Genomic DNA, 23,427 nt, shown 5'->3' with positions numbered 1-23,427 from the left:
TTATGGAAGCTTTATTACAGGGATTCCTGGCCATTACCTGGCAGCAGATCGTGATGATGCTGATCGGGATTGTGCTTATTTACCTAGGAATCAAAAAAGAATACGAACCAACGCTCTTAATTCCCATGGGCCTAGGAACCATCCTCGTAAACATTCCTTTTTCAGGGATGATTACTCAACCTGGAGGCCCAGTCGGTGTTTTAGATGAACTTTTTAATTTTGGGATTGCAACGGAACTCTTCCCACTCCTTATCTTTATTGGGATTGGGGCAATGATTGACTTTGGCCCCTTGCTGCAAAATCCCTCCATGCTCTTCTTTGGGGCAGCTGCCCAGTTTGGGATTTTCTTTACGATCTTTGTTGCCCTTGCAGCTGGTTTTACCCTTCCACAATCCGCTTCAATTGGGATTATCGGGGCAGCTGACGGCCCAACATCTGTCTTTGTCTCCAACCAATTGGCCCCTGAACTCTTAGGACCGATCACAGTAGCAGCCTACTCTTACATGTCTCTGGTGCCTATTATCCAGCCGCCAGCCATTAAATTAGTTACAACCAAGAAGGAACGCCAAATCCGCATGAAATATCGGTCAGAAGGCGTATCCCAGACAACCAAAATTTTCTTCCCGATTATCATTACCATTGTGGCAGGTTTGATAGCTCCAGCTTCACTACCCCTAGTTGGTTTCTTGATGTTCGGTAATCTCATGCGGGAATGTGGGGTCCTCGACCGCCTATCCGATACCGCCCAGAATGAATTGGTTAACTTGATTACGATTCTATTGGGGATTACCATCGCTTCAACCATGACAGCTGAAGCCTTCCTCAACCTCCAGACCCTGATGATTATCGCCTTCGGTTTAGTTGCCTTTATTATGGACTCCATTGGGGGCGTGCTCTTCTGTAAGTTGATCAACATTTTCCGCAAAGAAAAGATCAACCCAATGATCGGTGCTGCTGGGATTTCAGCCTTCCCCATGTCTGCCCGGGTGATCCAAAAGATGGCGACAGAAGAAGACCCACAGAATTTTGTTTTAAACTATTCGATTTCAGCTAACGTTTCTGGCCAAATTGGCTCAGTGGTTGCCGGGGGGCTTATCCTAGGCTACTTCGTTGGCATGTAGGGGGAGGTTATTATAATGAATGAGAATTTTGTTCACGCTTTTCAAATTTTACTTCTAGGTTGGGGCGGCATCTTTGTTGTCATGGCCTTCCTCTACCTGGCTGTGAAGGTCTTGCTCAAGGTCTTTCCGCCAGAGGATAACAAGTAATTCGATAAAAAAGGACTGATTAGGATCGACTTAAAGATACAGAAACTTAGAGTGAAACGATCAAGCTATGACCGGAAGCTCTGGTTGGACCTGCTTGATTGTGCCGGACTCCAGGAAGAAAAAAACTTGGACGCTAGTTATGGGCTCTTTGACGGGGATGACTTGGTGGGCACTGCTTCCTACCAAGCCAATATCCTCAAGTGCCTAGCAATCCGCCAAGCCTATGCAGGGGGAACAGCCTTCCACCAATTGATTTCTTTTCTTTTGACGGAGATCTATCAGGCAGGTTATGAGAGTGTCCTTGTCTTCACCAAGGCATCTAAACGGACAACTTTTGAACACCTGGGTTTTGATCTCTTAGTGGAGACCGAAGACGTGGCCTTTATGGAGCGGTCCCAGGAGGGGATAGACAGCTATCTTGCCACCATTAAGGCCCAGGCTCCCTTTACAGGAGACCAAAGTTTAGGAGCGGTCGTGATGAATGCTAATCCCTTCACCAAGGGGCACCGCTACTTAATTGAAGAGGCCCTCAAGGCAGTGGACGGACTCTATGTCTTCGTTCTCTCCGAAGACCGGTCACTCTTCGATAAGGAAACACGCTTAAGTTTGGTGCGCCAAGGAACAGCCGACCTAGACCAGGTCTATGTGGTGGAGACCATGCATTATATGGTTTCCCAGGCTACTTTTCCGGCCTATTTCCTTAAGGCTGACCAGACAGTGGTCAAGGCCCAAGCAGCGGTTGACGCCCTCTTATTTAAGGGAAAAATCGCGCCGGCTCTCGGCATCAGCCAGCGCTTTGTTGGTGACGAGCCCCTGAGTCCGACCACAGCAACCTATAACCAAGTGATGGCTGAGCTATTCGCGCCAGAGCTGAGCCTGCATATTATTCCTAGACGGCAAGTGGCCCATGGTGGCGAGGTCATCTCTGCTTCTAAGGTGCGGTCCCTGCTTCTAGAGGGACAAGTTGACGAGGCCCAGGCCTACCTACCGAAGGCGACTCAAGCCTTTGTCCAGTCGCCAGAAGGTCAGACCATGTTGAGAGAACGAAAGGATTTGAGCCAAAGCCATGACTATTGACCCTGTGAAAAAATTGAGCTTGGCCTTAAGAAAGGGTCCCCTCTGCCAATTAGAGGATGCTCTGGACGCTCGGGAGAGCCGGGCTGCTATCCAGGCCAGCTACTTAGACCAGGGGCCAGCAGGGGCTTGCTTAGTCGCCTTGAAACTGAATATGCCAGGCCCCTATAAGCGGAGCCCGCTGATTGATCGGGTCTTTGCTCTGGCAGAAGCAGACTTAAGAACTTACTGTCAAGAAGCTTTTGGCCCTGCTATAGTAGAGGAGGAGACCCGGGATACTTTAGCTGGTAAAGAGTACTTTGTCCTAGTAGACCAATCCGCCCCTCGTGTCAAGGCCTACCTAGTTAGCTTAGAGGAAGAGACCGTCTTAGGCCGCTTAATGGATATTGACTGCCTCTACCTGGATGAGGACGGCAAACAGCAGAGTTTGAGCCGCGACCAAGTGGGACTGCCTAAGCGGAAGTGCTTTGTTTGCCAGCAGGATGCCAAGGTCTGTGCTAGGAGCCGCCAGCATGACTTTGAGGCGATCTACCAGGCCATTGCTAAGATGATTGTAGAGGATGGGAGAATAGATGATGAAAAAATCAATTAAAATTGTCGAAACGGTTCTCCGAGATGGGCACCAGTCTCTAGCCGCGACGCGCATGCGGACAGAGCAGATGTTGCCCATCCTCGAAGAGATGGACCAAGCCGGCTATTATGCCTTAGAATGTTGGGGCGGAGCGACTTTTGACGCCTGCCTGCGCTATCTGAACGAGGATCCCTGGGAGCGTCTGCGCCAGATCCGTTCAGTTGTCAAAAACACTAAATTACAGATGCTCCTGAGAGGGCAAAACTTATTGGGCTACCACAACTACCCCGATGATGTTGTCGAAGCCTTCATCCAAAAGGCTGTTGAAAATGGCATCGATATTTTCCGGATTTTTGACGCCTTGAACGATGTGCGCAATTTAGAGACAGCCATCCGGGCGGTGAAGAAGTATGGTGCCCATGCTCAAGGGACGATCTGCTATACAATTTCTGAAGTCCATACAGATGCTTATTATTTCAATATCGTTGACCGCTTGCTTGACCTAGGCGTGGATTCCATCTGCCTTAAGGATATGGCGGGCATCCTAACGCCAGCACGGGCCTATAGCTTGGTGACGGGGATTAAGGCGCGGACGGACTTGCCCGTGGATATCCATACCCATGCCACTGCCGGTATTTCTGAAATGACCTATCTTAAGGCAGTTGAGGCGGGGGCAGATATTATTGATACTGCGATCTCACCTTTCTCGGGGGGGACCAGTCAGCCAGCTACCGAAAGCCTACATATCAGTTTAGAAGAATTAGGTTATGCAGATGGTCTGGATACGACAAGCTTAGAAAGCATAGCGGATTACTTTGCACCGATCCGGGATGAATTCCTTGAAGAGGGAATTATCAATCCTAAAGTCATGCAGACAGAACCGCGCGCCTTGCTCTACCAGGTACCGGGCGGGATGCTCTCTAATCTCTTGTCCCAGTTAACAGAAGCGGGTCAAGAAGATAAGTATGGGCAAGTCCTCCAAGAAGTGCCCCGAGTTAGAGAAGACCTGGGCTTCCCACCCCTAGTTACACCGCTCTCACAAATGGTTGGAACCCAGGCCGTGATGAATGTTCTGACAGGTGAACGCTATAAGATGGTTCCTAATGAGATCAAGGACTATGTGAAAGGGCTCTACGGTAAGTCACCGGCTCCGATTGCAGCGGAAATCCGCCAGCAAATTATTGGCCAGGATGAAGTGGTGGACAGTCGTCCCGCTGACTTGCTGGAGCCGGGACTCGAAAGAGCTCGCCAGGAGAGCCAGGACTTTGCCCAGAGCGAAGAAGATGTGCTCAGCTATATTGCTTTTCCAGCCCAGGCAGAACATTTCTTAAGGAAGCGGCAAGATCCCTGGTACGATGTGCCAGTACAAAATGTGAGCATTCAGATGTAATCTGATATAATTGATGTGAATTAAGCGAAGGAGGAAGACGCTATGGAATTACAAGATAAGGCTCAGGCAGGAACCATCGAGTCGAGCGATGTTCGGGTCACGGTTGAACCTGCTGATAGCCGTCAAATTCAAGTGGACTCAACTGTCTATGCCCAATTTGGAGAAGCCATTGAGGCGACCATTGAAGAGGTTTTAGACCAATTAGAAGTGGATGGAGTTAAGCTCTATGCCGATGATCATGGGGCTTTGGATTGCACCATCCGTTCGCGCGTACAGACAGCAGTTTTTAGATCAGTCAATCAGAGTGAAGGATTACCATGGGGGACGAAGCTATGAGAAGATCAGTAAGAAGAACGATGATGTTTCTGAATACCCAGCGGGCTTCTTTGGTGAAAGATCCATATGTCTACGGACCAGACTGTGTGATCTTGGACTTAGAAGACGCCGTATCAGAAAGCGAGAAAGATTCAGCACGTATCCAACTTTACAACACACTGAAGTATTTAGATTATGGCGAAACTGAAATTTGGGTACGGATTAACCCGCTTGATACGCCTTACTATAAAGAAGATATCCGGGCAGCAGTTGCTGGCCGCTGCGATGGGATTCGGATTGCTAAGACCGAAAGCGCAGAAGATGTTCATATTGTTGAAGGCTTGATTGAGGAAGCCGAAGAGGAATTTGGTGTGGAAAAGGGGTCAACCATGATTATGGGGGCCATCGAATCACCAACCGCTGTTTTTAATGCTAAAGAAATTGCCGAAGCCAGTGAGCGCATGATGGGGATTGCCCTATCCGCAGGGGACTATCGCCGGGAACTCCACGCCCAGGTTACAGAAGGCGGAGAAGAATTATTTGTTGCCCGGTCGATGATCTTAATGGCTGCTCGAGCAGCGGGGGTTATGGCCTTTGACACGGTTTATACAGACGTAGATAATATTGAAGGCTTGACCAAAGAAACTGAACTTATCAAGGATATGGGCTTTGACGGCAAGTCCTTGATCAGTCCAAAACAAATTGCACCGGTTCACGAAGTCTTTACACCTAATGCCAAGGAAATCCGCCATGCGGAAAATATTATCATGGAACTTGAGGAAAATAAACGCAAGGGTGTTGGTGTCCTGGTCGTTGATGGTAAGATGGTGGATGTTGCTATGGTTGAAGGCGCTCAACGGACACTGGACATCGCCAAGGCATCAGGTGTTTATAAGGGGGATTTAGCATGAAAAACGCAGTTGGACGTGACATACCAGAAGAATTTCTGACAGACGGTGTTGAAGTCTACCAAGGCCTCGACTACCGCCAAGACTATGACTACCAAAAGGCCACACCTAAGACACGGGCCAATGTCTGCTCTGACCAATCAAAACTCGTTTCTCTAAAAGAAGCCATTGAAAAGACTGGACTTAAGGACGGGATGACCATTTCCTTCCACCACCATTTCCGCAACGGAGACTATACCATGCCAACCGTGATGAAGGCTATCCATGAAATGGGCATCAAGGACCTCTATGTCTGTGCTTCCAGTTTAGGTAAGGCAGCCAAAGACATCGTACCGATGATCGAGGACGGCACCATTACCCGGATTTCATCCTCCGGCGTGAGAGACGAAGTGGGCGAAGCTATTTCGACTGGTAAGTTGAAACATCCGGCTATGATTCGGACTCACGGCGGCAGGGTTCGTGCCATTGAAACCGGTCAAGTCCATATCGATGTAGCCTTCATCGGGGCTCCCTCTTCAGACGAATTAGGGAATGCCTCTGGTAAGGGTGGACGGTCAGACTGTGGTGTTCTCTCCTATGCTAATGTTGATGCAGAGTATGCAGACAAAGTAGTTGTTTTAACTGATACTTTGGTGCCTACTCCTAACCATCCTGCTAGCATCTCTTCCATCAATGTGGACTATGTGGTTGAAATCGATGAAGTGGGTGACCCAGCTAAGATTGCTTCCGGTGCTATCCGCTTGACTGACGATCCACGCGAATTAAAGATCGCTAAGAGTGCTGCTGAAGTGGTTGTCAATACGCCTTACTTTGAAGATGGTTATACCTTCCAAACTGGGGCTGGCGGGTCTTCGCTCGCTGTGACCCGCTTCCTCAAGCCTTATATGGATGCTAAGGGGATCAAGATGGGCTGGGCCCTCGGTGGGATTACTGAGCCCATGGTTAACCTGCTCAAGGAAGGCTATATTGGAGCTATCCTAGATACCCAAGACTTCGATACCGCTTCTGTGGCTTCTGTCCACGAAACGCCTAACCACTTTGAAATTTCAACTTCTGAATATGCCAACCCATTCAATAAGGGGGCCTATGTCAACTACCTCGACTATGTGATCCTCGGCGCTCTGGAAGTGGATACCGACTTCAATGTTAACGTGGTCCAAGGTTCAGACGGCATGATCCAAGGGGCACCAGGCGGCCACCCCGATACGTCAGCAGGGGCCAAGGTAACGATCATTGTAACGCCTCTTGTGCGGAGCCGGATTCCTTCCATCAAGGACCGGGTAACCTCTGTCACTACGCCAGGGGAAAGTGTTGATGTGCTTGTGACCGATAACGGGATTGCAGTCAATCCTAAGCGTCAAGACCTGATTGACAGCTTGGAAGCAGCAGGTGTTGAACTTACAACGATTGAGGCACTCAAGGAAAAAGCCTACGACTTAGTGGGCACACCTAAGGATTTAGAGTTTGAGGATGAAGTCGTTGCCCTAGTGGAATACCGCGATGGGACCATTATCGATACCATTAAGAAAATTAAACGCTAAGCCTTAGCTAAAAAAGAAATTAAATTCGCCTAGCAGATGTTTCTGCTAGGTTTTTCATTTATAATATAAGTAGCGTGCGAGGAAGTCGCAGGCCTGAACTAGTGAAGCGGAGCGATCCAAGACTTAGCAGGCTAGGCGGCCTCCGTGAAGTGGATACTAGGAATAATTTGACATATTTAATTTATAAAAAAGCAAAGCTAAGCTTTTAGAGAGGTGATAAGATGGCTCAGAAAGATCGCTTGGTCCAATATTGCCGGACAGAAAGTCAAAAAGGGGGGAAGACACTCAGTCAAATCGTTTATGAGGGACTCAAGATGGTCATCCTCGACGGTACCATCCCTGTCGGCGAACGGATTAATGAAAAACTTTATGCCGATTCCCTGAATATTAGCCGGACCCCGATCCGGGAGGCCTTGCGTCGGGCGGAAGAAGAGGGGCTAGTGGAATATATTCCCCAGCATGGCTATATGGTTAAGAATATCAAGGCTGAAGACGTAGCTGAAATCTATCAATTAAGAAAGAGCTTGGATACGATTGCGACTATTAATGCGGCTAAAAAGATGGGAGACAAAGAATTTGAAGACTTGGAGGCCATCCTTAACCGGGGGGAGGCGGCCTATGAAGGGGCTAGTCTTGAGGGCTTGACTTCTTCATGGAAGGGATTCAATGAATACATCTATGAACAGGCCCAGATGCCGCGCTTGCAGAGTATCGTCTCCACCCTTTATGAATACCTCAGCCGTTTCCGTTCCTTATCCATCAATGACCGGCAGCGGCGGCGGGCTGCCCTGGATGACCACTGGGTAATTTACCATTATATGAAGGAACAGCGCTTCGATAAGCTCCAGGAAGTGATCTATAAGCACCTGGCAACATCTGAAAAACACATCCGCCTAGCTGTGGAGCGCGAAAGTCAAGAGAATAATAAGTTAGTTGCTCCCGAAGAAGAGCTCAGCCTAGCAGAGGACTTCCAGCTTGGTCCTAGCCAAAGTGTAGCCATTAAATCGAAAGATGAAACCTTACTCTTAGCCCAGCTTGCGGAACAGGGGGTCCTTCGTGAAATCATGGTCTGGCCCAAGCCAGGTCTGGTTGATCCGACCAATAATGGGGCCCATGACGATATGACCCCTAAACTATTTGTTGAAAGTGCAACAGCTCTCTTTCCTTATTTTATTCAAGCCGCCCAGTTGGGATATAATGACCAGCGTCCCCAACCCCTCTTCCAAGCCCTGCGCCAGGCTGGGGTTGAAGCAGAGAAGGACATGTTCCAGGCGACAGCTGGCGTGAATACCCATAAGGGCATTGTCTTCTCCATGGGCATTTTTTTAGCGGCGACGGCTGCCGTTATGGTAACCCACGGCGACATTGACCTCTTAAAAGGTCCTTGCCCTCAGACTGAAAAGCATCCTAGCCTCCATGCCGAAAAAGAAAAAGTTCTGGAAAGCATTCAAACCATGATCCAGAACATGACCCAGGGCTTAATCACTAAGGACTGGGTAAATCTCGACCAGAAAAGCCAGCTGACCCATGGGGAAAAGATGTACCTGGAATACGGGATCAAAGGTATCCGCGAAGAAGCAGAGCAGGGCTATCCTACTCTCATCATGGCAGGCCTCAACTTCCTCAAAGCCATGCGCCAAGACCATCCGAAAACAGCCGAACACCGGCTCCTCCTCTATCTCATGTCCAGAGTTGAAGACACCAATGTCTTAAAAAGAGGTGGGATTGAAGCCTATCATTGGCTCCAATTGACCAGCCGCCAGCTTCTCGACCAGGACCTGTCTGACCACGACCTAATCAAAGAACTTGACCGTTTCAACCAAGCCTGCATTTATTATAATGTGAGTCCAGGCGGGGCGGCAGATCTACTAGCAGTGGCCCTATTCTTAGAGAGATTTATGGAGAAAATTATTTTTAAATAAGACTTGACCTCCTCTTTAGGAAATGGTAACATAATAGCGTTGTATTTCTGTGACCACCAGATCTGCAACCGCTCATTGTAAGCTTTCAAGTGCCAAGGCCGCTTACTATGGCGAGTCTAAGTTATTTAAGGAGGTGCGTTACATGTACGCAATTATCAAAACAGGTGGAAAACAAGTTAAAGTTGAAGAAGGCCAAACAATCTACGTTGAAAAATTAGACGTTGAAGCTGGCGAAAAAGTTACCTTTGACCAAGTTGTCTTCGTTGGAGGCGACCAAGTTAAAGTGGGAACTCCTCTCGTTGATGGGGCAAGTGTTGAAGCAACTGTTGAAAAACACGGCCGTCAAAAGAAAGTTACTACTTTCAAATACATCAAGAAGAAAGACTCACGTCGTAAACAAGGTCACCGTCAACCTTACACTAAATTAACCATCAACAGCATCAATGCTTAAGCATGATTAAGGTTCAATTTAAAGAAAATCAAGACAAGCACTTTGTCAGCATGGAAATTTCAGGCCATGCTATGGCCGGTGACTACGGGGAAGACGTTGTCTGTGCTGGAGTTTCGGCTCTGAGCATTGCTTTAGTCAATAACCTTGAACGCATGGCAGGTATCCAAGCCTTGGTCGAATCCGACCCTGAGGCGGGTTACCTCTATGTCGAACTACCCCAGGAACTGACAGCTGAACAAAGAGCGCTCGTTGATATCCTATTCAAGCAGTGCCAACTGGCCTTGAGGGAGGATATCGCTAGTAATTATCCAGACTATGTCCAATATGTCCAAGGGTAAGTTAATAAAGGAGGAAGCTCACATGTTAAAAATGAATTTACAATTCTTCGCCCACAAAAAAGGTGGCGGTTCAACTGCCAACGGTCGTGATTCAGAAGCTAAACGTTTAGGTGCTAAACGTGCTGATGGTCAAGAAGTAACTGGCGGTTCAATCCTTTACCGTCAACGCGGGACTAAAGTACATCCAGGGATCAATGTAGGTCGCGGTGGCGATGATACTTTATTCGCACTTGTAGACGGCGTTGTTCGTTTCGAACGCAAGGGCAAGAACAAAAAACAAGTTTCTGTGTATCCAGTAGAAGCTTAATTACGAGAAAGAAAATCAGGTCGATTCTACTTTGAATGAAGGGGAATCGACCTTTTTCATTAAGGAGGTTTAACGTGTCGACTGAACACATCCAAGCAGCCTATGACAAAGTCAACCAAGCCAACCTAATCATGATGGAAGCCCTCGACTTCTCTTACACGGAGGCCTGGCATGAAAACCTGCAAAATATTGCTAACGGGGTCCTCCAGGTGATCGATGGCCAGCCTAATCCTGAGACCGCACAAAAGATCCAAGCCCTCTATGACCAAGTCGATTGGGATAAGTTCTCTGAGCGCGAACGCCTACAAGTCCTCCAATTGATCTTCCTAGAGGCTGAACGCCAGGACCAGCTCCAGGCCAACCACCAGATGACCCCAGCTGGTATTGCTATGCTTTTGACTTATTTTGCTAGCCGTTTGCTCCAAACGAGGGGACAGTCTAAAGAGACGCCGCTCAAAGTCTTTGACCCAACAGTAGGGACAGGCAACCTGCTTTTAATGGTCCAGCGGGGGCTTGAAGAAGGGGGCTATCAAGTGGCTTCAGTAGGCTATGACAATGATGACCTACTCTTAGCTATTGCTGACCAGTCCTTTAAATTCTTGGACCGACAAGCCAAGTTCTATTATGGTGATGTCCTCCAGAATTTACTCTTGGAGCCAGTAGACTTGGTAGTAGCTGACTTGCCAGTGGGCTATTACCCTCTCGATGAACAGGCCAAGACCTTCAAAGCCAATACTATGAACCAGGGAACGCCCCACGCTTATGCCCATTATCTGATGATCGAACAGAGTCTAAAGTATATGCAAGAAGGCGCTTGGGGGATCTTCTTAGTGCCTACCCAGATTCTCCAGGAAGACTATTCAGCTCAATTGGTCCAAGCCATCGCCCAGACTGGTTACTTCCAAGCCTTTCTCAACCTGCCTGAAGGACTCTTCCGCCAGGCTAAGTCGCGCAAGTCGGTCCTCATGGTGCAAAAGCAGGGTGGTGGTGCCAAACAAGCTGAAAACGTGCTCATTGGTGATATACCTGACCTAAAAGATCAAGAAAATATGGAAAAATTCATAGACAGTTTTAGCAAGTGGAGCCAAGACGTGTTATAATAAAAGTGTCGTACCTAGTTGTACCATAATAAAAACTTATGTGAAGAGGAGAAAAAGTATGTCAAAAGTTTTTGCAATTAATGCAGGCTCATCTAGTTTGAAATTCTCAATCTATGAAGTTCCTTCTGAAGAAGTGATTTCATCCGGTATTATCGAACGGATCGGCTTAAAAGATTCGATCGTATCCGTTAAATTCCAAGGGGAAAAGCATGAAGAAACCCTAGATATTGAAGACCACGAAGTAGCGATCAACCACTTACTCAAGAAGTTAGAAGAGCTTAAGGTGATTGAAAGCTTTGATGAAATCGCTGGCTCTGGCCACCGGATTGTGGCAGGGGGCGAACACTTTAAAGACTCTGCCTTACTTGATGAAGAAGACATCCAAAAAGTAGAAGAATTGGCTGACTTTGCCCCTCTACATAACCCAGCAGGAGCTAAGGTTATCCGTGCTTTCCAAAAAGTTCTACCTGGCAAACCAACTGTGGGTGTCTTTGATACCTCCTTCCATACCACTATGCCAGAAAAGGCTTATCTCTATTCTGTGCCTTTTGAATACTATGAAAAACACCAAGCCCGTCGCTATGGTGCGCACGGTACCTCTCATAAGTATGTGGCAGAACGTGCTGCTGAATTAGAAGGTAAAGACATTAAGGACCTCAAGATCATTACCTGCCATATTGGGAATGGTGGTTCGATTACAGCGGTTGACGGCGGCAAGTCTGTCGATACTTCCATGGGCTTCACCCCTCTAGCTGGGATTACTATGGGGACCCGTTCCGGCGACGTTGATGCTTCCTTACTCCAATACATCATGGAAAAAGAAGGCCTCAGCATGGATGAAATGATTACTATCCTGAATAAGAAGTCCGGCTTATTGGGTATCTCAGGCGTATCTTCTGATATGCGTGACGTTGAAGCAGCTGCCGCTGAAGGCAATGAACGTGCCCAAGTTGCTTTAGATATCTATTATGACCGTGTTCGTAAATATGTTGGTTCCTACTTAACCGTTCTGGGTGGAGCTGATGTTATTGTCTTCACTGCAGGTGTCGGTGAAAACTCTGCTTCCTTCCGTGAAGAAATTTGTAAAGACATGGAATGGGCTGGTATTAAGTTAGATAGCGAACGCAATGATACCCGAGATGAAGCTAAGATTTCAGCTGATGATTCCAAGGTAGCTATCTGGACAATTCCGACTGATGAAGAATTGATGATCGTCCGCGATACTGTACGTCTAGGTAATATCTAGAGTCAATCACTATTAAAAGAAAAGCGTGCTTTCTGATTCAGCTGAGTCAGAGGCACGCTTTTTTACTTTGAAAAGAGACAGGCGCTAAGCCTGTCTCTTATAATCTTATACTATTTACGATGGTATTCATTGTTTTCCAGGTCAGTCCGGACGATTAGGACGTCGCAAGGCGCATTGCGGATAACGTATTCTGAAACAGAACCGATGAAGAGGCGTTCAACTGCATTCAGCCCCGTTGCCCCGATCATAATCAGATCAATTTCCTTTTCCAAGGCTAGGTCTTTAGCAATTTGAACTTTTGGTGAACCATAGTCAATAATGGTTTCAACTTCCTGGACACCTTCTTTTTCAGCGTAGGTCTTGTAATCATTGAGAACGCTAGAAGCTTGTTCCACTAATTCATTGGTATAGGCGCCTTCATAGCCGGTTGGGGTTTGGACAGCACGTGTATCAATAATATGAGCGATGACTAGGGCACCGTTATTGCGCTTTGCCACATGGACCGCCTTTTTGAAAGCTAGTTCAGCTTCTTTAGAACCATCAATAGGGGCTAAAATACGTGAATACTCTTGATACATAGTGATCACACTCCTTCTTTACCTCTATTATAACATCTTTTTGAAAAAATTAAATCGATTTCATCGCTGTAAGCTTAAGATTTCACAAGCCTTTTCATAAGAGCTCAATAAGAAAAAATAAAAAAAGAGCTCCGACAGGTGCCGTGTGCTCTATCTGTATTGAACCCGCTCTCTTAAGTGCAGGTGGGTTTCGCTATCCAGCTTCAGACTTCCCCGTGATGGGGCGTGTCCTCCACTGGAGTTCACGAATCCCTAGATAGTAAAATTTGTTCGGTCAACACATTAAAGGAATAACACGTACACTTCAGAACTCTTCTCTTATAATTTATCATTAGATCGTAGAAAATGCAAGCGATTACGCCTGAAACTTTTAACTTATCCCTTTTTTAATTTTTCTCGGTAGGCTTGCATCTGTCCGAGAGCTTGTTCGTACTTACCGGTTTGACCAGCCTGGTAGTAATGTTTACCTTTGAGGGTGTCAGGCAGGTAGTCTTGGGCGACCCAGTGGTTTGGGTAGTCGTGGGGGTAGCGGTAGCCTTGGCCATGGCCGAGCGCTTTAGAGCCTGCATAGTGGCCGTCGCGCAGGTGTTTGGGGACGAGTCCAGCTTTGCCTTGGCGGACATCAGCTAGGGCAGCATCGATGGCCTTGATGGCTGAATTGGATTTGGGGGAGAGGGCCAGGTCAATAATGGCATTGGCTAGGGGAATCCGGGCTTCTGGATAGCCGACTTGAAGGGCGGCATCGACCGCTGCTTGGGCTCTCTGGCAGGCTTCTGGATTGGCTAGACCGATATCTTCGTAAGCCGTAATTAAGAGGCGACGGCAGAGGACTTTTAAGTCGCCCCCTACCATCAAACGGGCCGCATAGAGGAGGGCGGCATCAACGTCTGACCCGCGAATACTCTTCTGGAAGGCGGAGATGACATCATAGTGCTGGTCGCCATCCGCATCGTGGCTGAAGGACTTCTTCTGGATACAATTCTCGGCTGTTGCGAGGTCAATGATGATCTGGCCCTGGTCGTCTTCAGGGGTTGAGAGAGCCGCCAAGTCCAAGGCGTTGAGGGCAGAGCGGATGTCTCCGTTTGAGGCCTGGGCCAGGTGGTCTAGGGCGGCGTCATCGATTTGAATGGCAAGCTTGCCGAGCCCTCTTTCCTCATCGGCCAGAGCTTTCTCTAGGCCTTGCTTGATATCAGCCTGGCTGAGGGGTTCGAGCTGGAAGATTTGCGTCCGGCTACGGATGGCTGGGTTAATGCTGATATAGGGGTTTTCAGTCGTCGCGCCGATTAGGATAATGCGTCCGTTTTCCAAGTGGGGGAGCAAGAAGTCTTGCTTGGCCTTGTCCAAGCGGTGGATTTCGTCTAAGAGCAGGATAATTTGCCCGCTCATTTTAGCTTCGGCAGCGACTTGTTGGAGGTCTTTCTTAGTGTCGGTTGCAGCATTGAGCTGGCGTAGTTGGATATCGAGTGACCCAGCAATAGCCTGGGCCAGGCTGGTCTTACCCGTTCCAGGTGGACCATAGAGAATCATAGAACTAAGACGGTTGGCTTCCACCATCCGCCGAATAATTTGTTTGGGGCCAATTAAGTGGGATTGGCCGAGCATATCCTCGATTTTTTGAGGCCGCATCCGATAAGCGAGCGGGGCTTTTGCTTGGGCCATATGATTACCTCCTTTAGTTTATCTTCTTATTCTAATATACTATAAATCAAGACTGAAAGGAATTTACTTACTAAAAATAATTAAATTAAGTTTAAATCTGTGCGAATACCAGATCCCCGTGCTAAAATAGTCATATAGTCTATCTAAATTTATAAAAAGAGAGAAGGAGCTGTGTATGCGTCATTTTCAAGCTTTCCTTAATGCACACCCCGAACTGAAAACCGCCTTCCAGCATGTGTCGCTCGGTATTGAGCGGGAAGGCCATCGTATCAAAACAAATGGAGACTTAGCACGAAGTCCCCATCCATCTGCTGTTGATGGCAGTTCAGATAACAAGTATATCCAAAGAGACTTTGCGGAGTCTCAATTGGAGTTGGTGACTCCTCCTGTTTACTCAGAAGAGGGGGTTTACCATTGGCTTCAGGCCATCCACCAAGTGGCTCTAAGATCATTGGCAGAGGATGAATTGCTCTGGCCTTCTAGCATGCCTCCAGTTTTACCAGAAGATGATGCCATCCATGTGGCTGACCTCGACAAAGCTGAAGATGTGGCTTACCGGGAGTACTTGGTCAAGGCTTATGGCAAGAAGGTGCAAATGATTTCTGGCATTCATTTTAACTTTGGTTTTGACCAAGACCTGCTAGAAATCTTCTACCAGGCCGATGACCAGGGCTATGCCTCCATCAAAGAATTTACAACGGCCTTTTATTTGCGTTTAGCCCGCAATTTCTTGCGCTATGAGTGGTTGATTGTCTATTTATTTGGCGCGACTCCGAGCGCCCATGCCTCCTTCTATAATCGGGGAGAGGATATTTTCCCCCATCCTATCCGGAGCATTCGCAATTCCCATTTGGGCTATGTTAATAAGAAAGATGTGACCTACACCTACGATAACCTTCCAGACTATGTGGAAGAATTAGAAGCCAATGTCAGGGATGGCCGCCTGATTGCTGAGAAGGAATTCTACTCCAATGTCCGCCTGCGTGGGGCTAAGCAAGCTCGAGGTCTCTTGGAGACAGGGATTAAGTATCTGGAATTTCGCCTCTTCGATATCCAAGCGGAGGAAGCTTACGGGATTGGTCTGGATGACATCCGTTTCATGAAATATTTCATTCTCTACCTCGTATGGGCCGATATGGATTGCCAGATGCCTGAAGTTTACCAGGGCTATGAGATGAAGTTAGAGGTTGCAGAAGAAGAAACGCTCCAGCCAACCGCTTACCAGGAAGAAGGACTCAGCCTCTTAGAGGGCATGACCGAGATGGTGGAAAGTTTAGGCGTTTCCGAGACCCTCAATCCGCTCATTGACAGCATGCGCCAGCGCCTACTGAATCCTAGCCTGACCCCGAGTGGACGTTTGGTGACAAACAATCCGACCGTCGACACTTGGTTAGCAAATAACTTAGACCATGCCAAGGCCAATAAGGAAGCGGCACTTGCCCATCCCTATCTCTTAGGGGGCTTTGAGGATATGGAATTATCGACTCAAATCCTACTTGCAGATGCGATCCAGCAAGGCCTGTGGATTGATATTTTGGACCGGCAAGACCAATTAATTGCCCTGACCTACCGGGACCATACGGAATATATCAAAAATGCTAATATTACGGGCAAAGATTCGCTGATCTCTTATTATTTGATGGGCAATAAGGTCGTGACTAAGGACTTGCTCCAGGCGGCCGGTTTTACGGTGCCTAAGAGCCAGACTTTTAACTCACTAGACGCTGCCCAGTCTGCAGCAGGGCTCTTTGTGGATAAGAAAATAGTCGTCAAACCCAAATCGACGAATATGGGGGTAGGCATTTCTATCTTTAAAGAAGGAGCGAGCCAGGAAGGCCTTAGAGAAGCTTTTGATATTGCTTTTGCCTATGATGATACTGTTCTCGTGGAGGAATTTGCTGAGGGGACTGAATACCGTTTCTTCGTTCTCGATAGCAAGTGTTTAGCCGTATTGCTCCGAGTTCCGGCCTTTGTTAAAGGAGACGGACAGCACAGTATCCGCGAACTGGTTGACCTTAAGAACCAGGATCCCAAGCGGGGCGAGAACCACCGGACCCCATTGGAAAAGATCAGCCTAGACCGGTCCGCGGCTTTGGTCTTAGAAGCTTACGGCTATGACTTCGATAGTGTCCCTGAAGCGGATGAACTCGTTCCTTTAAGAGAAAATTCTAATATTTCAACAGGGGGCGATTCCATCGATGTGACGGACGATATGGATCCTTCCTACCTGGAGCTAGCTAGCCAAATGGCCCAGGCCCTAGACGTTAAGGTGACGGGACTTGACTTGATGATCAGAAACCGCCATCAAGCGGCCCAGGCGGATAATTATGCTTTAATTGAAGCCAATTATAATCCCATGATGATGATGCATATTTACCCAGCCCAGGGCAAGGGACGGCGTATCTCCAAAGACCTACTTGCCTATCTTTTCCCTGAAAAAACATTTAAAGATTAAGGAGGAATCAGATTTGTCTATTTACTTAGATTATGCTGCCACCACTCCCGTCCATCCGGATGTGGTGGCCTGCATGACAGATGCCTTTTTGAATGACTTTGGCAATCCTTCAAGCACTTATCAATTAGGTCGAGACGTCCGCCATAAGATTGAGTCCTGCCGGCGCACGATTGCGGAGACCTTGAATGCCAAGGCGGAGGATATTATCTTTACTTCAAGCGGAACGGAAGCGAATACGACGGCCCTTCTAGAGACTGCTGAGCGCTTGCAGTCGAAGGGGCGCCACATTATTTCAAGCCAGGTGGAGCATTCAAGCGTCTACCAATGCATGCACCGCCTGGAAGAACAAGGTTTTGACGTGACTTATCTAGACCTAGACCCAGATGGGCATATTTCGCTAGATGACTTCCAAGCGGCCTTGCGTGAAGATACCATTATTGTATCGATCATGCATGGGAATAATGAATTGGGCAGTCTCCAACCGATTGAGGAGGTCGGGAAGATTTGCCAAGAGCGCGGGATCTTTTTCCACACCGATACGGTACAAACTTACATGAAGGTACCGATTGATGTGGAAGCCCTCCACATTGATGCCTTGGCCCTTTCGGCGCATAAGATCCATGGACCTAAGGGAATCGGTTTTCTCTACTACCGAGATAGTAAGCAGAACTTCAAGTCTTACCTGCCCGGGGGTGGCCAGGAACACGGCAAGCGAGCCTCTACCGAAAGTTATCCGCTCATTGCTGGCTTGACCAAGGCGGTTGACTTGGCCAAGGATAATCTGGCTGAACGGATGGAAAAATTGCGCTCTCTACGCCAGTATTTCCTCGATGGAGCTGAAGCGCGGGGGCTCAATTTCCAAATTAACGGGCCTAAGCAAGCCGAACTGGCGAATATCTTAAATATTTATTGGCCGGGACACCCGAGTGACCAAACCCTGATCAAGTGTGACCTCCAAGATGTTTACTTATCAGCTGGCTCTGCTTGTAGTGCGGGGTCTTTAGAGCCTAGCCGCGTCTTGGTCAATTTGTATGGGGAAGAAGATGACCGCATTCGTCAAAGCTTGCGCCTATCTTTTGATCCGCATACTAGTCAGGCTGAGCTTGACCAAGTGCTTGATTTATTAGCTAGTTTTGATTCATAAGGAGGATTCTATGGCTTATCCAAAAACCGCAAAGTTACCAGGGGGAGCTAAAGTTTACCAGCTCCACCCTGACTGTAAAAAATATAGCTTGCGCGACTATCATTTTGCTGAAACAAAATCAGGCAATTTCCAATATGACCAGGAAGTGAAGCCTGATTTTGCCAGTGCCCGTGCCGTGCGCTTGAAGATCACTGTGGACAAAGAGCTAACGGGGCTTAAAATGAATGTAACCAATCAAAAAGGCTTAAAAACGGTCAATGTCTTTAAGTCAGATGGCATGGCGGACTTCGTAGAGGCCTTGGACTTTATCTTAGCCGACATGGAAAAATACCAAATCATCCAAGTAGTTTCTGATTAAGCGAGCCTTGGCTGAAGCGGCTGTATGGCTTTATTATGAAACAAAGAAAAATAGAGAGGCTGGAATTTTTGTTCCAGCCTCTCTATTTTTTTTGTTTAGTAGTCAGAAGTCCTGGTGAAAGGGCCAGCTGTTTCTAGAGTCAACTTTTTGTTTTAATTGAGGATTTCTTTGGCGCAAGTTTGGATAAAGTCTTCAAGGCTTTGGCCTTCGATGAGGGCTTGGTCCATGGTCGCCCAATCAATGCCGAGCTTGAAGAAGTTGATGGTTAAAACATTCTCTTCAATCACATGGCTGATATCGTAGGCTCCAACGAAATTGATAATGAGTTTATGGAAACGCGTCTCGCCATTAAAGTCATCCTTTAATTGATCCACATTTAATTGTTTAACAATAGGGAGCATCATTTCAACGTTACCCGGATCATCGGCGTTAAAGAAGTTAAAGTCATAAAATTCCTTAGCTTTCGGACTGGCTTCTGCTAGAGGTTCCTTATTAACGATAGCAGAAAGAACCATCCGGGCAGTTTCTTGGCTGAAGTCTTCCGTATAAATGGCTTCCATCGCGGGATTCGATACAATATCTGAGATGTAGGAATCGCTGACCTTGTTTCCAGCCGCTACGGTTTGCCATAGAAATTGGAGTAATTCAATTACTTCGTTGTTAATTTTAATGCTTTCTAACATATAAATGTCATGCCTTCTTTCTATTATCGCGCAGTTTAAACCCTAGGAGAGTTATAACATGAAAGCCCTTATTTGTCCATTCTTTTGTTATGGGAGTGTGATAAAAGTCGCTTAGGACTGAATCAGCTAAGGCATACTATATCTGTAAGTCGCTATGCGGTGAATAGCAATAGCAAGTGTCCGTGAACTATTGAAACAGATTTTTGCTAAAAAGTTTCGATATTTTTAAAAGAGGGAGGATTTTTTGTCATGGTCTCTCACTTGAAATTTCCTTGGGGAGGCCGTAAAATAGGGAGATGTTAACACAACACAAATGCGACCTTCAATCGTAAATTTATAAAGAAAGATGGTGATGTTGTGTCAGAAGCAAAGAAAGAACGTGTCATTGTCGGCATGTCTGGCGGGGTGGATTCTAGCGTTTCCGCACTCTTATTGAAAGAGGTGGGCTATGAAGTTATTGGCCTCTTCATGAAGAATTGGGATGAAAAAGATGAGAATGGTGTCTGTACGGCGACTGAAGACTACCAAGATGTAGCCAAGGTTGCTGAACAGATTGGCATTCCTTATTATTCTGTCAATTTTGAAAAAGAATACTGGGACCGGGTTTTTACTTATTTTTTAGATGAATATAAGAAGGACCGGACACCCAATCCGGACGTGATGTGCAATAAAGAAATTAAATTTAAGGCCTTCTTAGCCTATGCTGAAGAGTTGGGAGCGGACTATATCGCTATGGGCCACTATGCCCAAGTCCGCCGTGATGAGGATGGTCGTGTCCACCTCCTGAGAGGCCAGGATAACAATAAGGACCAAACCTATTTCTTGAACCAATTGTCTCAAAAGCAGTTGCAGAAGGCTCTCTTCCCCATCGGCCACTTGGAGAAATCGGAAGTCCGTAAAATCGCTGAAGAAAACGACCTAGCCACGGCCCATAAGAAAGATTCCACAGGCGTTTGCTTCATTGGAGAGCGGAATTTCAAGAGCTTTCTCTCCAATTACTTGCCAGCTAAACCTGGCAAGATGCTGACCCTGGATGGCCAGCTAATGGGCGAACATGCCGGGCTTATGTACTATACCATTGGCCAACGTAAGGGCCTAGGCATTGGTGGGACTAGCAAGGGTAATGAGCCTTGGTTTGTTATTGGTAAGAACCAAGCTAAGAATGAACTCTATGTAGGCCAAGGCTTCCACCACCCCATGCTCTATGCGGATTGGCTAGCAGCCAGCGACCTTTCCTTTGCCCAGGATGATTGGTCAGAGAAGGATTTTGAATGTACAGCCAAGACCCGCTACCGGCAAAAGGACCTGCCTGTCCGTGTCCAAATTCAAGACGATGGAACAGCCAAGGTGACCTTCAAAGAAGCTGCCCGGTCGATTACACCAGGCCAAGCTATTGTCTTTTACCGCGGGGAAGAATGCTTGGGTGGGGGTACTATCGATGCTGCCTACCAAGGCGACAAGCAACTGCAGTATCAGTAAATAATAGCATGAGCTCCAGACAGAGATCTGGGGCTTTTTTCTTTGGGAGGGCCTTGTGCTATAATAGGTGGAGTGTTAAAGTTTGAAGGCGCTGCTGATGTCTAAGAGCGGAGCGCATAGGAATGGCAATGAAAGGAGGAGAGAGATGAGTCAGACGGAGGATTTAGATTATATAATTGGGGAAATCCAGGCGGTTTTCTTTGAGAATCCGACTAATTATTACAAGGTGATGCAAATTTCTGTGGAAGAAACTAATACCATGTACTCGGAGAAAAAAATTGTCGTGACGGGGAATTTTGTCTCGGTTCAAGAAGGGACGGCCTATCAATTTAATGGTCACTTGGTTGAACATGCCAAGTATGGCCTTCAGTTTCAAGTCCAATCTGTTGAACCGGTTAAAATCACCAGTAAGAATGGACTAGTCCGTTATTTTTCTTCTTCGCAGTTTCCAGGCATTGGGAAGACCTTGGCCAGCCGGATTGTCGAAGTCCTCGGTAGCCAGGCCATCGATGTGATATTAACTGAGCCTGAACGATTGAAGGAAGTCAAAGGGCTTTCCAAGAAATTGCGGACCATGCTGGTGGAGTTGATTCAAGAAGACCAAGGCAGTCAGCGGGTGATAATGCAGCTCTCCGAATGGGGCTTTTCGTCTAGCCTGGCTGCTCGGATCTATGAGAAATACCGGGACCAAGCCGTGGACGTGATCGAGGAGAACCCCTATCAATTGGTGCGTGAGATTGAGGGCTTCGGTTTCAAGCGGGCGGACCAGCTAGCGGCTAAGATGGACTTGGCCTATGATAGTCCCAAGCGTTTGGCTGGTGCTCTAAATTATTGCCTCTATGAAATCTGCTACCGGTCCGGCAATACTTATGTGGAAGCGGACCAGTTGGTACAAGTGGCGACAGATCAGGTCAATCTGGGCCTCTACCAGGACCGGGTGCCCGCTCAAGCTGTCCAGGATACTTTAGACCAAATGCTGGAAGAAGGCCTCCTTATCTGCCCTGAAGGTTCGACCCGGGTGGCCCTGCCCCATCTCTTCTTACAAGAGGAGACTATTGCTCGCCGCCTGACGGATATGATTGCCTCTCCGCTCGGTCAGGATTTAGCCCATGAAGCCATTGACCGGGCTATTGATCAGGTGGAGATTGAGTGGAATCTCAAATATGGCCATGCCCAAAAACAAGCCATTAAAGAAGCCCTCCAATCCAAATTCTATGTCCTAACTGGTGGGCCCGGGACGGGGAAGACGACGGTCCTTAAGGGGATTGTTGCTGTCTATGCCCAGCTTAAAAACCTGTCCTTGGCGGAGGAAGACTATCTGGAGGACAGCTTCCCTATAGCCTTAGCCGCGCCAACAGGACGGGCGGCTAAGCGGATGTCTGAAGTGATTGGTCTACCCGCCTCGACTCTCCACCGCTTGCTCGGCCTGACCAAGGATGAATCCGATGAAGGGGTCGAGGGAATCGGGCAGATGTTAGAAGCCGACCTCTTGATTGTCGATGAACTGTCCATGGTAGATACCTGGCTAGCCTACCAGCTCCTTGAGAGCATCCCGCCTTATATGCAGGTCATCTTTGTCGGGGACGAGGACCAGTTGCCGTCAGTTGGCCCTGGCCAGGTGCTGGCTGACATCTTGAGGGCCCAGGTCGCACCAGCCCGGGAGTTGGATGAAATTTTTAGGCAGAGTGATGACTCCTCGATTACCGAATTGGCCCACCAGATCAAGCAGGGCCTGCTCTCGCCAGACCTGACTCGCCAACACGCTGATCGGTCCTTTATCAAGGCCCAGAGCGCGCAAATTGCGGAAATCGTTGCCCAGATCGCCGAACGTGCCGTGGCCAAGGACTATCTTTTGTGCGATGTCCAAGTTCTCGCTCCCATGTATAAGGGTGAGGCAGGAATCGACCACATCAATGAGGTCCTCCAAGAGCGCTTAAATCCCAATCCCGATAACCAGCGGCGGGAAGTGGTCTACTTTGAGAAGATATTTCGGGTAGGGGATAAGGTGCTCCAGCTGCAAAACCAGGCTGAAAAGAATGTCTTTAATGGGGATATGGGGGAAATTGTGGCCATCTTCTTCGCCAAGGAAACCGCATCAAAGGCAGATGAAATCGTGGTAGCCTTCGATGAGGTCGAGGTGACCTATACGCGAACCGACTGGAAGCAGTTGACTCTGGCTTACTGTACCTCTATCCATAAGGCCCAGGGCTCGGAATTCCCTATTGTCATCCTACCCTTGGTCCACCAGCACCAACGTATGCTCAAGCGCAACCTGGTCTATACAGCTATTACCCGAGCTAAGCAGTCTCTGATTATGTGCGGGGAAGAGGCGGCCTTTGCCCATGCTATCCAGCACCAGGGCGCTAGCCGGCAGACCCAGCTCTATGATTTCCTATTGATTCGTGCCGGTAAAGAATCTCCGGCGAATCAGAAGGAAGCAATAGCTTCTGAACTAAAACAGCCCCCTAGAGAAGCAGCTTCAAAAGCCGAGACTCCCGATCTTGACCAGGGCCCTAAGCGACTGACCCCAGACCTGGTAGCCAGCCAGGCCATTGACCCGATGATTGGGATGGATGGGTTAAGTCCCTATGATTTCTAGAAGAATGGGCCTGCGACTTGACAGCATGGCCTAAGACGCAT

Annotated in this window: 22 protein-coding genes, 1 other RNA gene and 1 other annotated feature; of the genes, 19 read left to right on the top strand and 4 right to left on the bottom strand. The window is 47.9% G+C overall.

Annotation, left to right across the window (positions count from 1 at the left end):
- Positions 1 to 2: 2 nt before the first annotated feature.
- From QP339_RS01485 to QP339_RS01420, 14 genes are all read left to right on the top strand, one after another.
- Positions 3 to 1,121: a sodium ion-translocating decarboxylase subunit beta gene (locus QP339_RS01485; protein WP_070620211.1), complete on the top strand. Its 1,119-nt coding sequence runs from the start codon at positions 3 to 5 to the stop codon at positions 1,119 to 1,121.
- A gap of 15 nt (positions 1,122 to 1,136) precedes the next feature.
- Complete coding sequence (locus QP339_RS01480; protein WP_256374742.1) at positions 1,137 to 1,268, top strand: OadG-related small transporter subunit; 132 nt, start codon at positions 1,137 to 1,139, stop codon at positions 1,266 to 1,268.
- 51 nt (positions 1,269 to 1,319) lie between these two features.
- Positions 1,320 to 2,345, top strand: a complete 1,026-nt coding sequence (citC, locus tag QP339_RS01475; protein WP_284910114.1) for a [citrate (pro-3S)-lyase] ligase — start codon at positions 1,320 to 1,322, stop codon at positions 2,343 to 2,345.
- Positions 2,335 to 2,934: a citrate lyase holo-[acyl-carrier protein] synthase gene (gene citX / locus QP339_RS01470; RefSeq protein ID WP_070620217.1), complete on the top strand. Its 600-nt coding sequence runs from the start codon at positions 2,335 to 2,337 to the stop codon at positions 2,932 to 2,934. The genes citC and citX overlap by 11 nt, the downstream gene beginning before the upstream one ends.
- Positions 2,918 to 4,303 (top strand): oxaloacetate decarboxylase subunit alpha, encoded by a 1,386-nt coding sequence (locus QP339_RS01465; RefSeq protein ID WP_070620415.1) that lies wholly within the window; start codon positions 2,918 to 2,920, stop codon positions 4,301 to 4,303. Before citX ends, QP339_RS01465 begins: the two co-directional genes overlap by 17 nt.
- 42 nt (positions 4,304 to 4,345) lie before the next feature.
- Positions 4,346 to 4,639, top strand: coding sequence for a citrate lyase acyl carrier protein (gene citD / locus QP339_RS01460; RefSeq protein WP_070620220.1), 294 nt, complete (start codon positions 4,346 to 4,348; stop codon positions 4,637 to 4,639).
- Positions 4,636 to 5,529 (top strand): aldolase/citrate lyase family protein, encoded by an 894-nt coding sequence (locus QP339_RS01455; RefSeq protein ID WP_284910113.1) that lies wholly within the window; start codon positions 4,636 to 4,638, stop codon positions 5,527 to 5,529. Before citD ends, QP339_RS01455 begins: the two co-directional genes overlap by 4 nt.
- The gene (citF, locus tag QP339_RS01450; RefSeq protein WP_070620222.1) at positions 5,526 to 7,067 is read left to right on the top strand and encodes a citrate lyase subunit alpha; all 1,542 of its coding nucleotides are present in this window, start codon (positions 5,526 to 5,528) and stop codon (positions 7,065 to 7,067) included. The genes QP339_RS01455 and citF overlap by 4 nt, the downstream gene beginning before the upstream one ends.
- A 221-nt stretch (positions 7,068 to 7,288) precedes the next feature.
- The gene (citG, locus tag QP339_RS01445; protein WP_284910112.1) at positions 7,289 to 8,989 is read left to right on the top strand and encodes a triphosphoribosyl-dephospho-CoA synthase CitG; all 1,701 of its coding nucleotides are present in this window, start codon (positions 7,289 to 7,291) and stop codon (positions 8,987 to 8,989) included.
- 56 nt (positions 8,990 to 9,045) lie between these two features.
- Positions 9,046 to 9,117: a sequence feature (ribosomal protein L21 leader region), on the top strand.
- A 14-nt stretch (positions 9,118 to 9,131) separates the two neighbouring features.
- A complete protein-coding gene (gene rplU / locus QP339_RS01440) occupies positions 9,132 to 9,440 on the top strand; it encodes a 50S ribosomal protein L21 (RefSeq protein WP_067971788.1) in 309 nt (102 codons plus the stop codon).
- A 2-nt stretch (positions 9,441 to 9,442) separates the two neighbouring features.
- Complete coding sequence (locus QP339_RS01435; protein WP_284910110.1) at positions 9,443 to 9,778, top strand: ribosomal-processing cysteine protease Prp; 336 nt, start codon at positions 9,443 to 9,445, stop codon at positions 9,776 to 9,778.
- Between the two features lie 22 nt (positions 9,779 to 9,800).
- Complete coding sequence (gene rpmA, locus QP339_RS01430; RefSeq protein WP_067971784.1) at positions 9,801 to 10,085, top strand: 50S ribosomal protein L27; 285 nt, start codon at positions 9,801 to 9,803, stop codon at positions 10,083 to 10,085.
- Positions 10,086 to 10,159: 74 nt separating this feature from the next.
- Entirely contained in the window at positions 10,160 to 11,185 is a 1,026-nt protein-coding gene (locus QP339_RS01425; protein WP_284910108.1) for a class I SAM-dependent methyltransferase, read from the top strand.
- A gap of 58 nt (positions 11,186 to 11,243) precedes the next feature.
- Positions 11,244 to 12,431, top strand: a complete 1,188-nt coding sequence (locus QP339_RS01420) for an acetate/propionate family kinase (protein WP_284910103.1) — start codon at positions 11,244 to 11,246, stop codon at positions 12,429 to 12,431.
- Between the two features lie 110 nt (positions 12,432 to 12,541).
- On the opposite strand, the gene QP339_RS01415 is transcribed toward QP339_RS01420, so the two are convergent.
- From QP339_RS01415 to QP339_RS01405, 3 genes are all read right to left on the bottom strand, one after another.
- The gene (locus tag QP339_RS01415; protein WP_067971775.1) at positions 12,542 to 13,009 is read right to left on the bottom strand and encodes a universal stress protein; all 468 of its coding nucleotides are present in this window, start codon (positions 13,007 to 13,009) and stop codon (positions 12,542 to 12,544) included.
- A 124-nt stretch (positions 13,010 to 13,133) separates the two neighbouring features.
- Positions 13,134 to 13,323: non-coding RNA, 6S RNA (gene ssrS / locus QP339_RS01410), on the bottom strand.
- Between the two features lie 61 nt (positions 13,324 to 13,384).
- Positions 13,385 to 14,668 carry a replication-associated recombination protein A gene (locus QP339_RS01405; protein ID WP_284910102.1) on the bottom strand — a complete coding sequence of 428 codons (1,284 nt, stop codon included), beginning with the start codon at positions 14,666 to 14,668 and terminating at the stop codon, positions 13,385 to 13,387.
- A 175-nt stretch (positions 14,669 to 14,843) separates the two neighbouring features.
- Here QP339_RS01405 and gshAB point away from each other — a divergent pair, with 175 nt between their 5' ends.
- From gshAB to QP339_RS01390, 3 genes are read left to right on the top strand one after another with little or no spacing between them, the layout of a single operon-like run.
- Positions 14,844 to 17,123 (top strand): bifunctional glutamate--cysteine ligase GshA/glutathione synthetase GshB, encoded by a 2,280-nt coding sequence (gene gshAB, locus QP339_RS01400; RefSeq protein ID WP_284910101.1) that lies wholly within the window; start codon positions 14,844 to 14,846, stop codon positions 17,121 to 17,123.
- 13 nt (positions 17,124 to 17,136) lie between these two features.
- A complete protein-coding gene (locus QP339_RS01395; RefSeq protein WP_284910100.1) occupies positions 17,137 to 18,267 on the top strand; it encodes a cysteine desulfurase family protein in 1,131 nt (376 codons plus the stop codon).
- Positions 18,268 to 18,277: 10 nt separating this feature from the next.
- Positions 18,278 to 18,625, top strand: a complete 348-nt coding sequence (locus tag QP339_RS01390; RefSeq protein WP_284910099.1) for a cysteine desulfurase — start codon at positions 18,278 to 18,280, stop codon at positions 18,623 to 18,625.
- 152 nt (positions 18,626 to 18,777) lie between these two features.
- Here QP339_RS01390 and QP339_RS01385 read toward each other — a convergent pair whose 3' ends face one another.
- Positions 18,778 to 19,308 carry a TDE2712 family protein gene (locus QP339_RS01385; protein WP_284910098.1) on the bottom strand — a complete coding sequence of 177 codons (531 nt, stop codon included), beginning with the start codon at positions 19,306 to 19,308 and terminating at the stop codon, positions 18,778 to 18,780.
- 357 nt (positions 19,309 to 19,665) lie between these two features.
- Here QP339_RS01385 and mnmA point away from each other — a divergent pair, with 357 nt between their 5' ends.
- Positions 19,666 to 20,787: a tRNA 2-thiouridine(34) synthase MnmA gene (gene mnmA / locus QP339_RS01380; RefSeq protein ID WP_284910097.1), complete on the top strand. Its 1,122-nt coding sequence runs from the start codon at positions 19,666 to 19,668 to the stop codon at positions 20,785 to 20,787.
- 145 nt (positions 20,788 to 20,932) lie between these two features.
- Positions 20,933 to 23,386, top strand: a complete 2,454-nt coding sequence (gene recD2 / locus QP339_RS01375; RefSeq protein ID WP_284910096.1) for an SF1B family DNA helicase RecD2 — start codon at positions 20,933 to 20,935, stop codon at positions 23,384 to 23,386.
- Positions 23,387 to 23,427 lie beyond the last annotated feature (41 nt).

Origin of the sequence: Aerococcus sp. UMB7834 (assembly GCF_030215145.1) — a bacterium.
Lineage (GTDB): Bacteria > Bacillota > Bacilli > Lactobacillales > Aerococcaceae > Aerococcus.
Note: the sequence above shows the minus strand (reverse complement) of the source record. Positions and strands in the feature narration are given on the sequence as shown.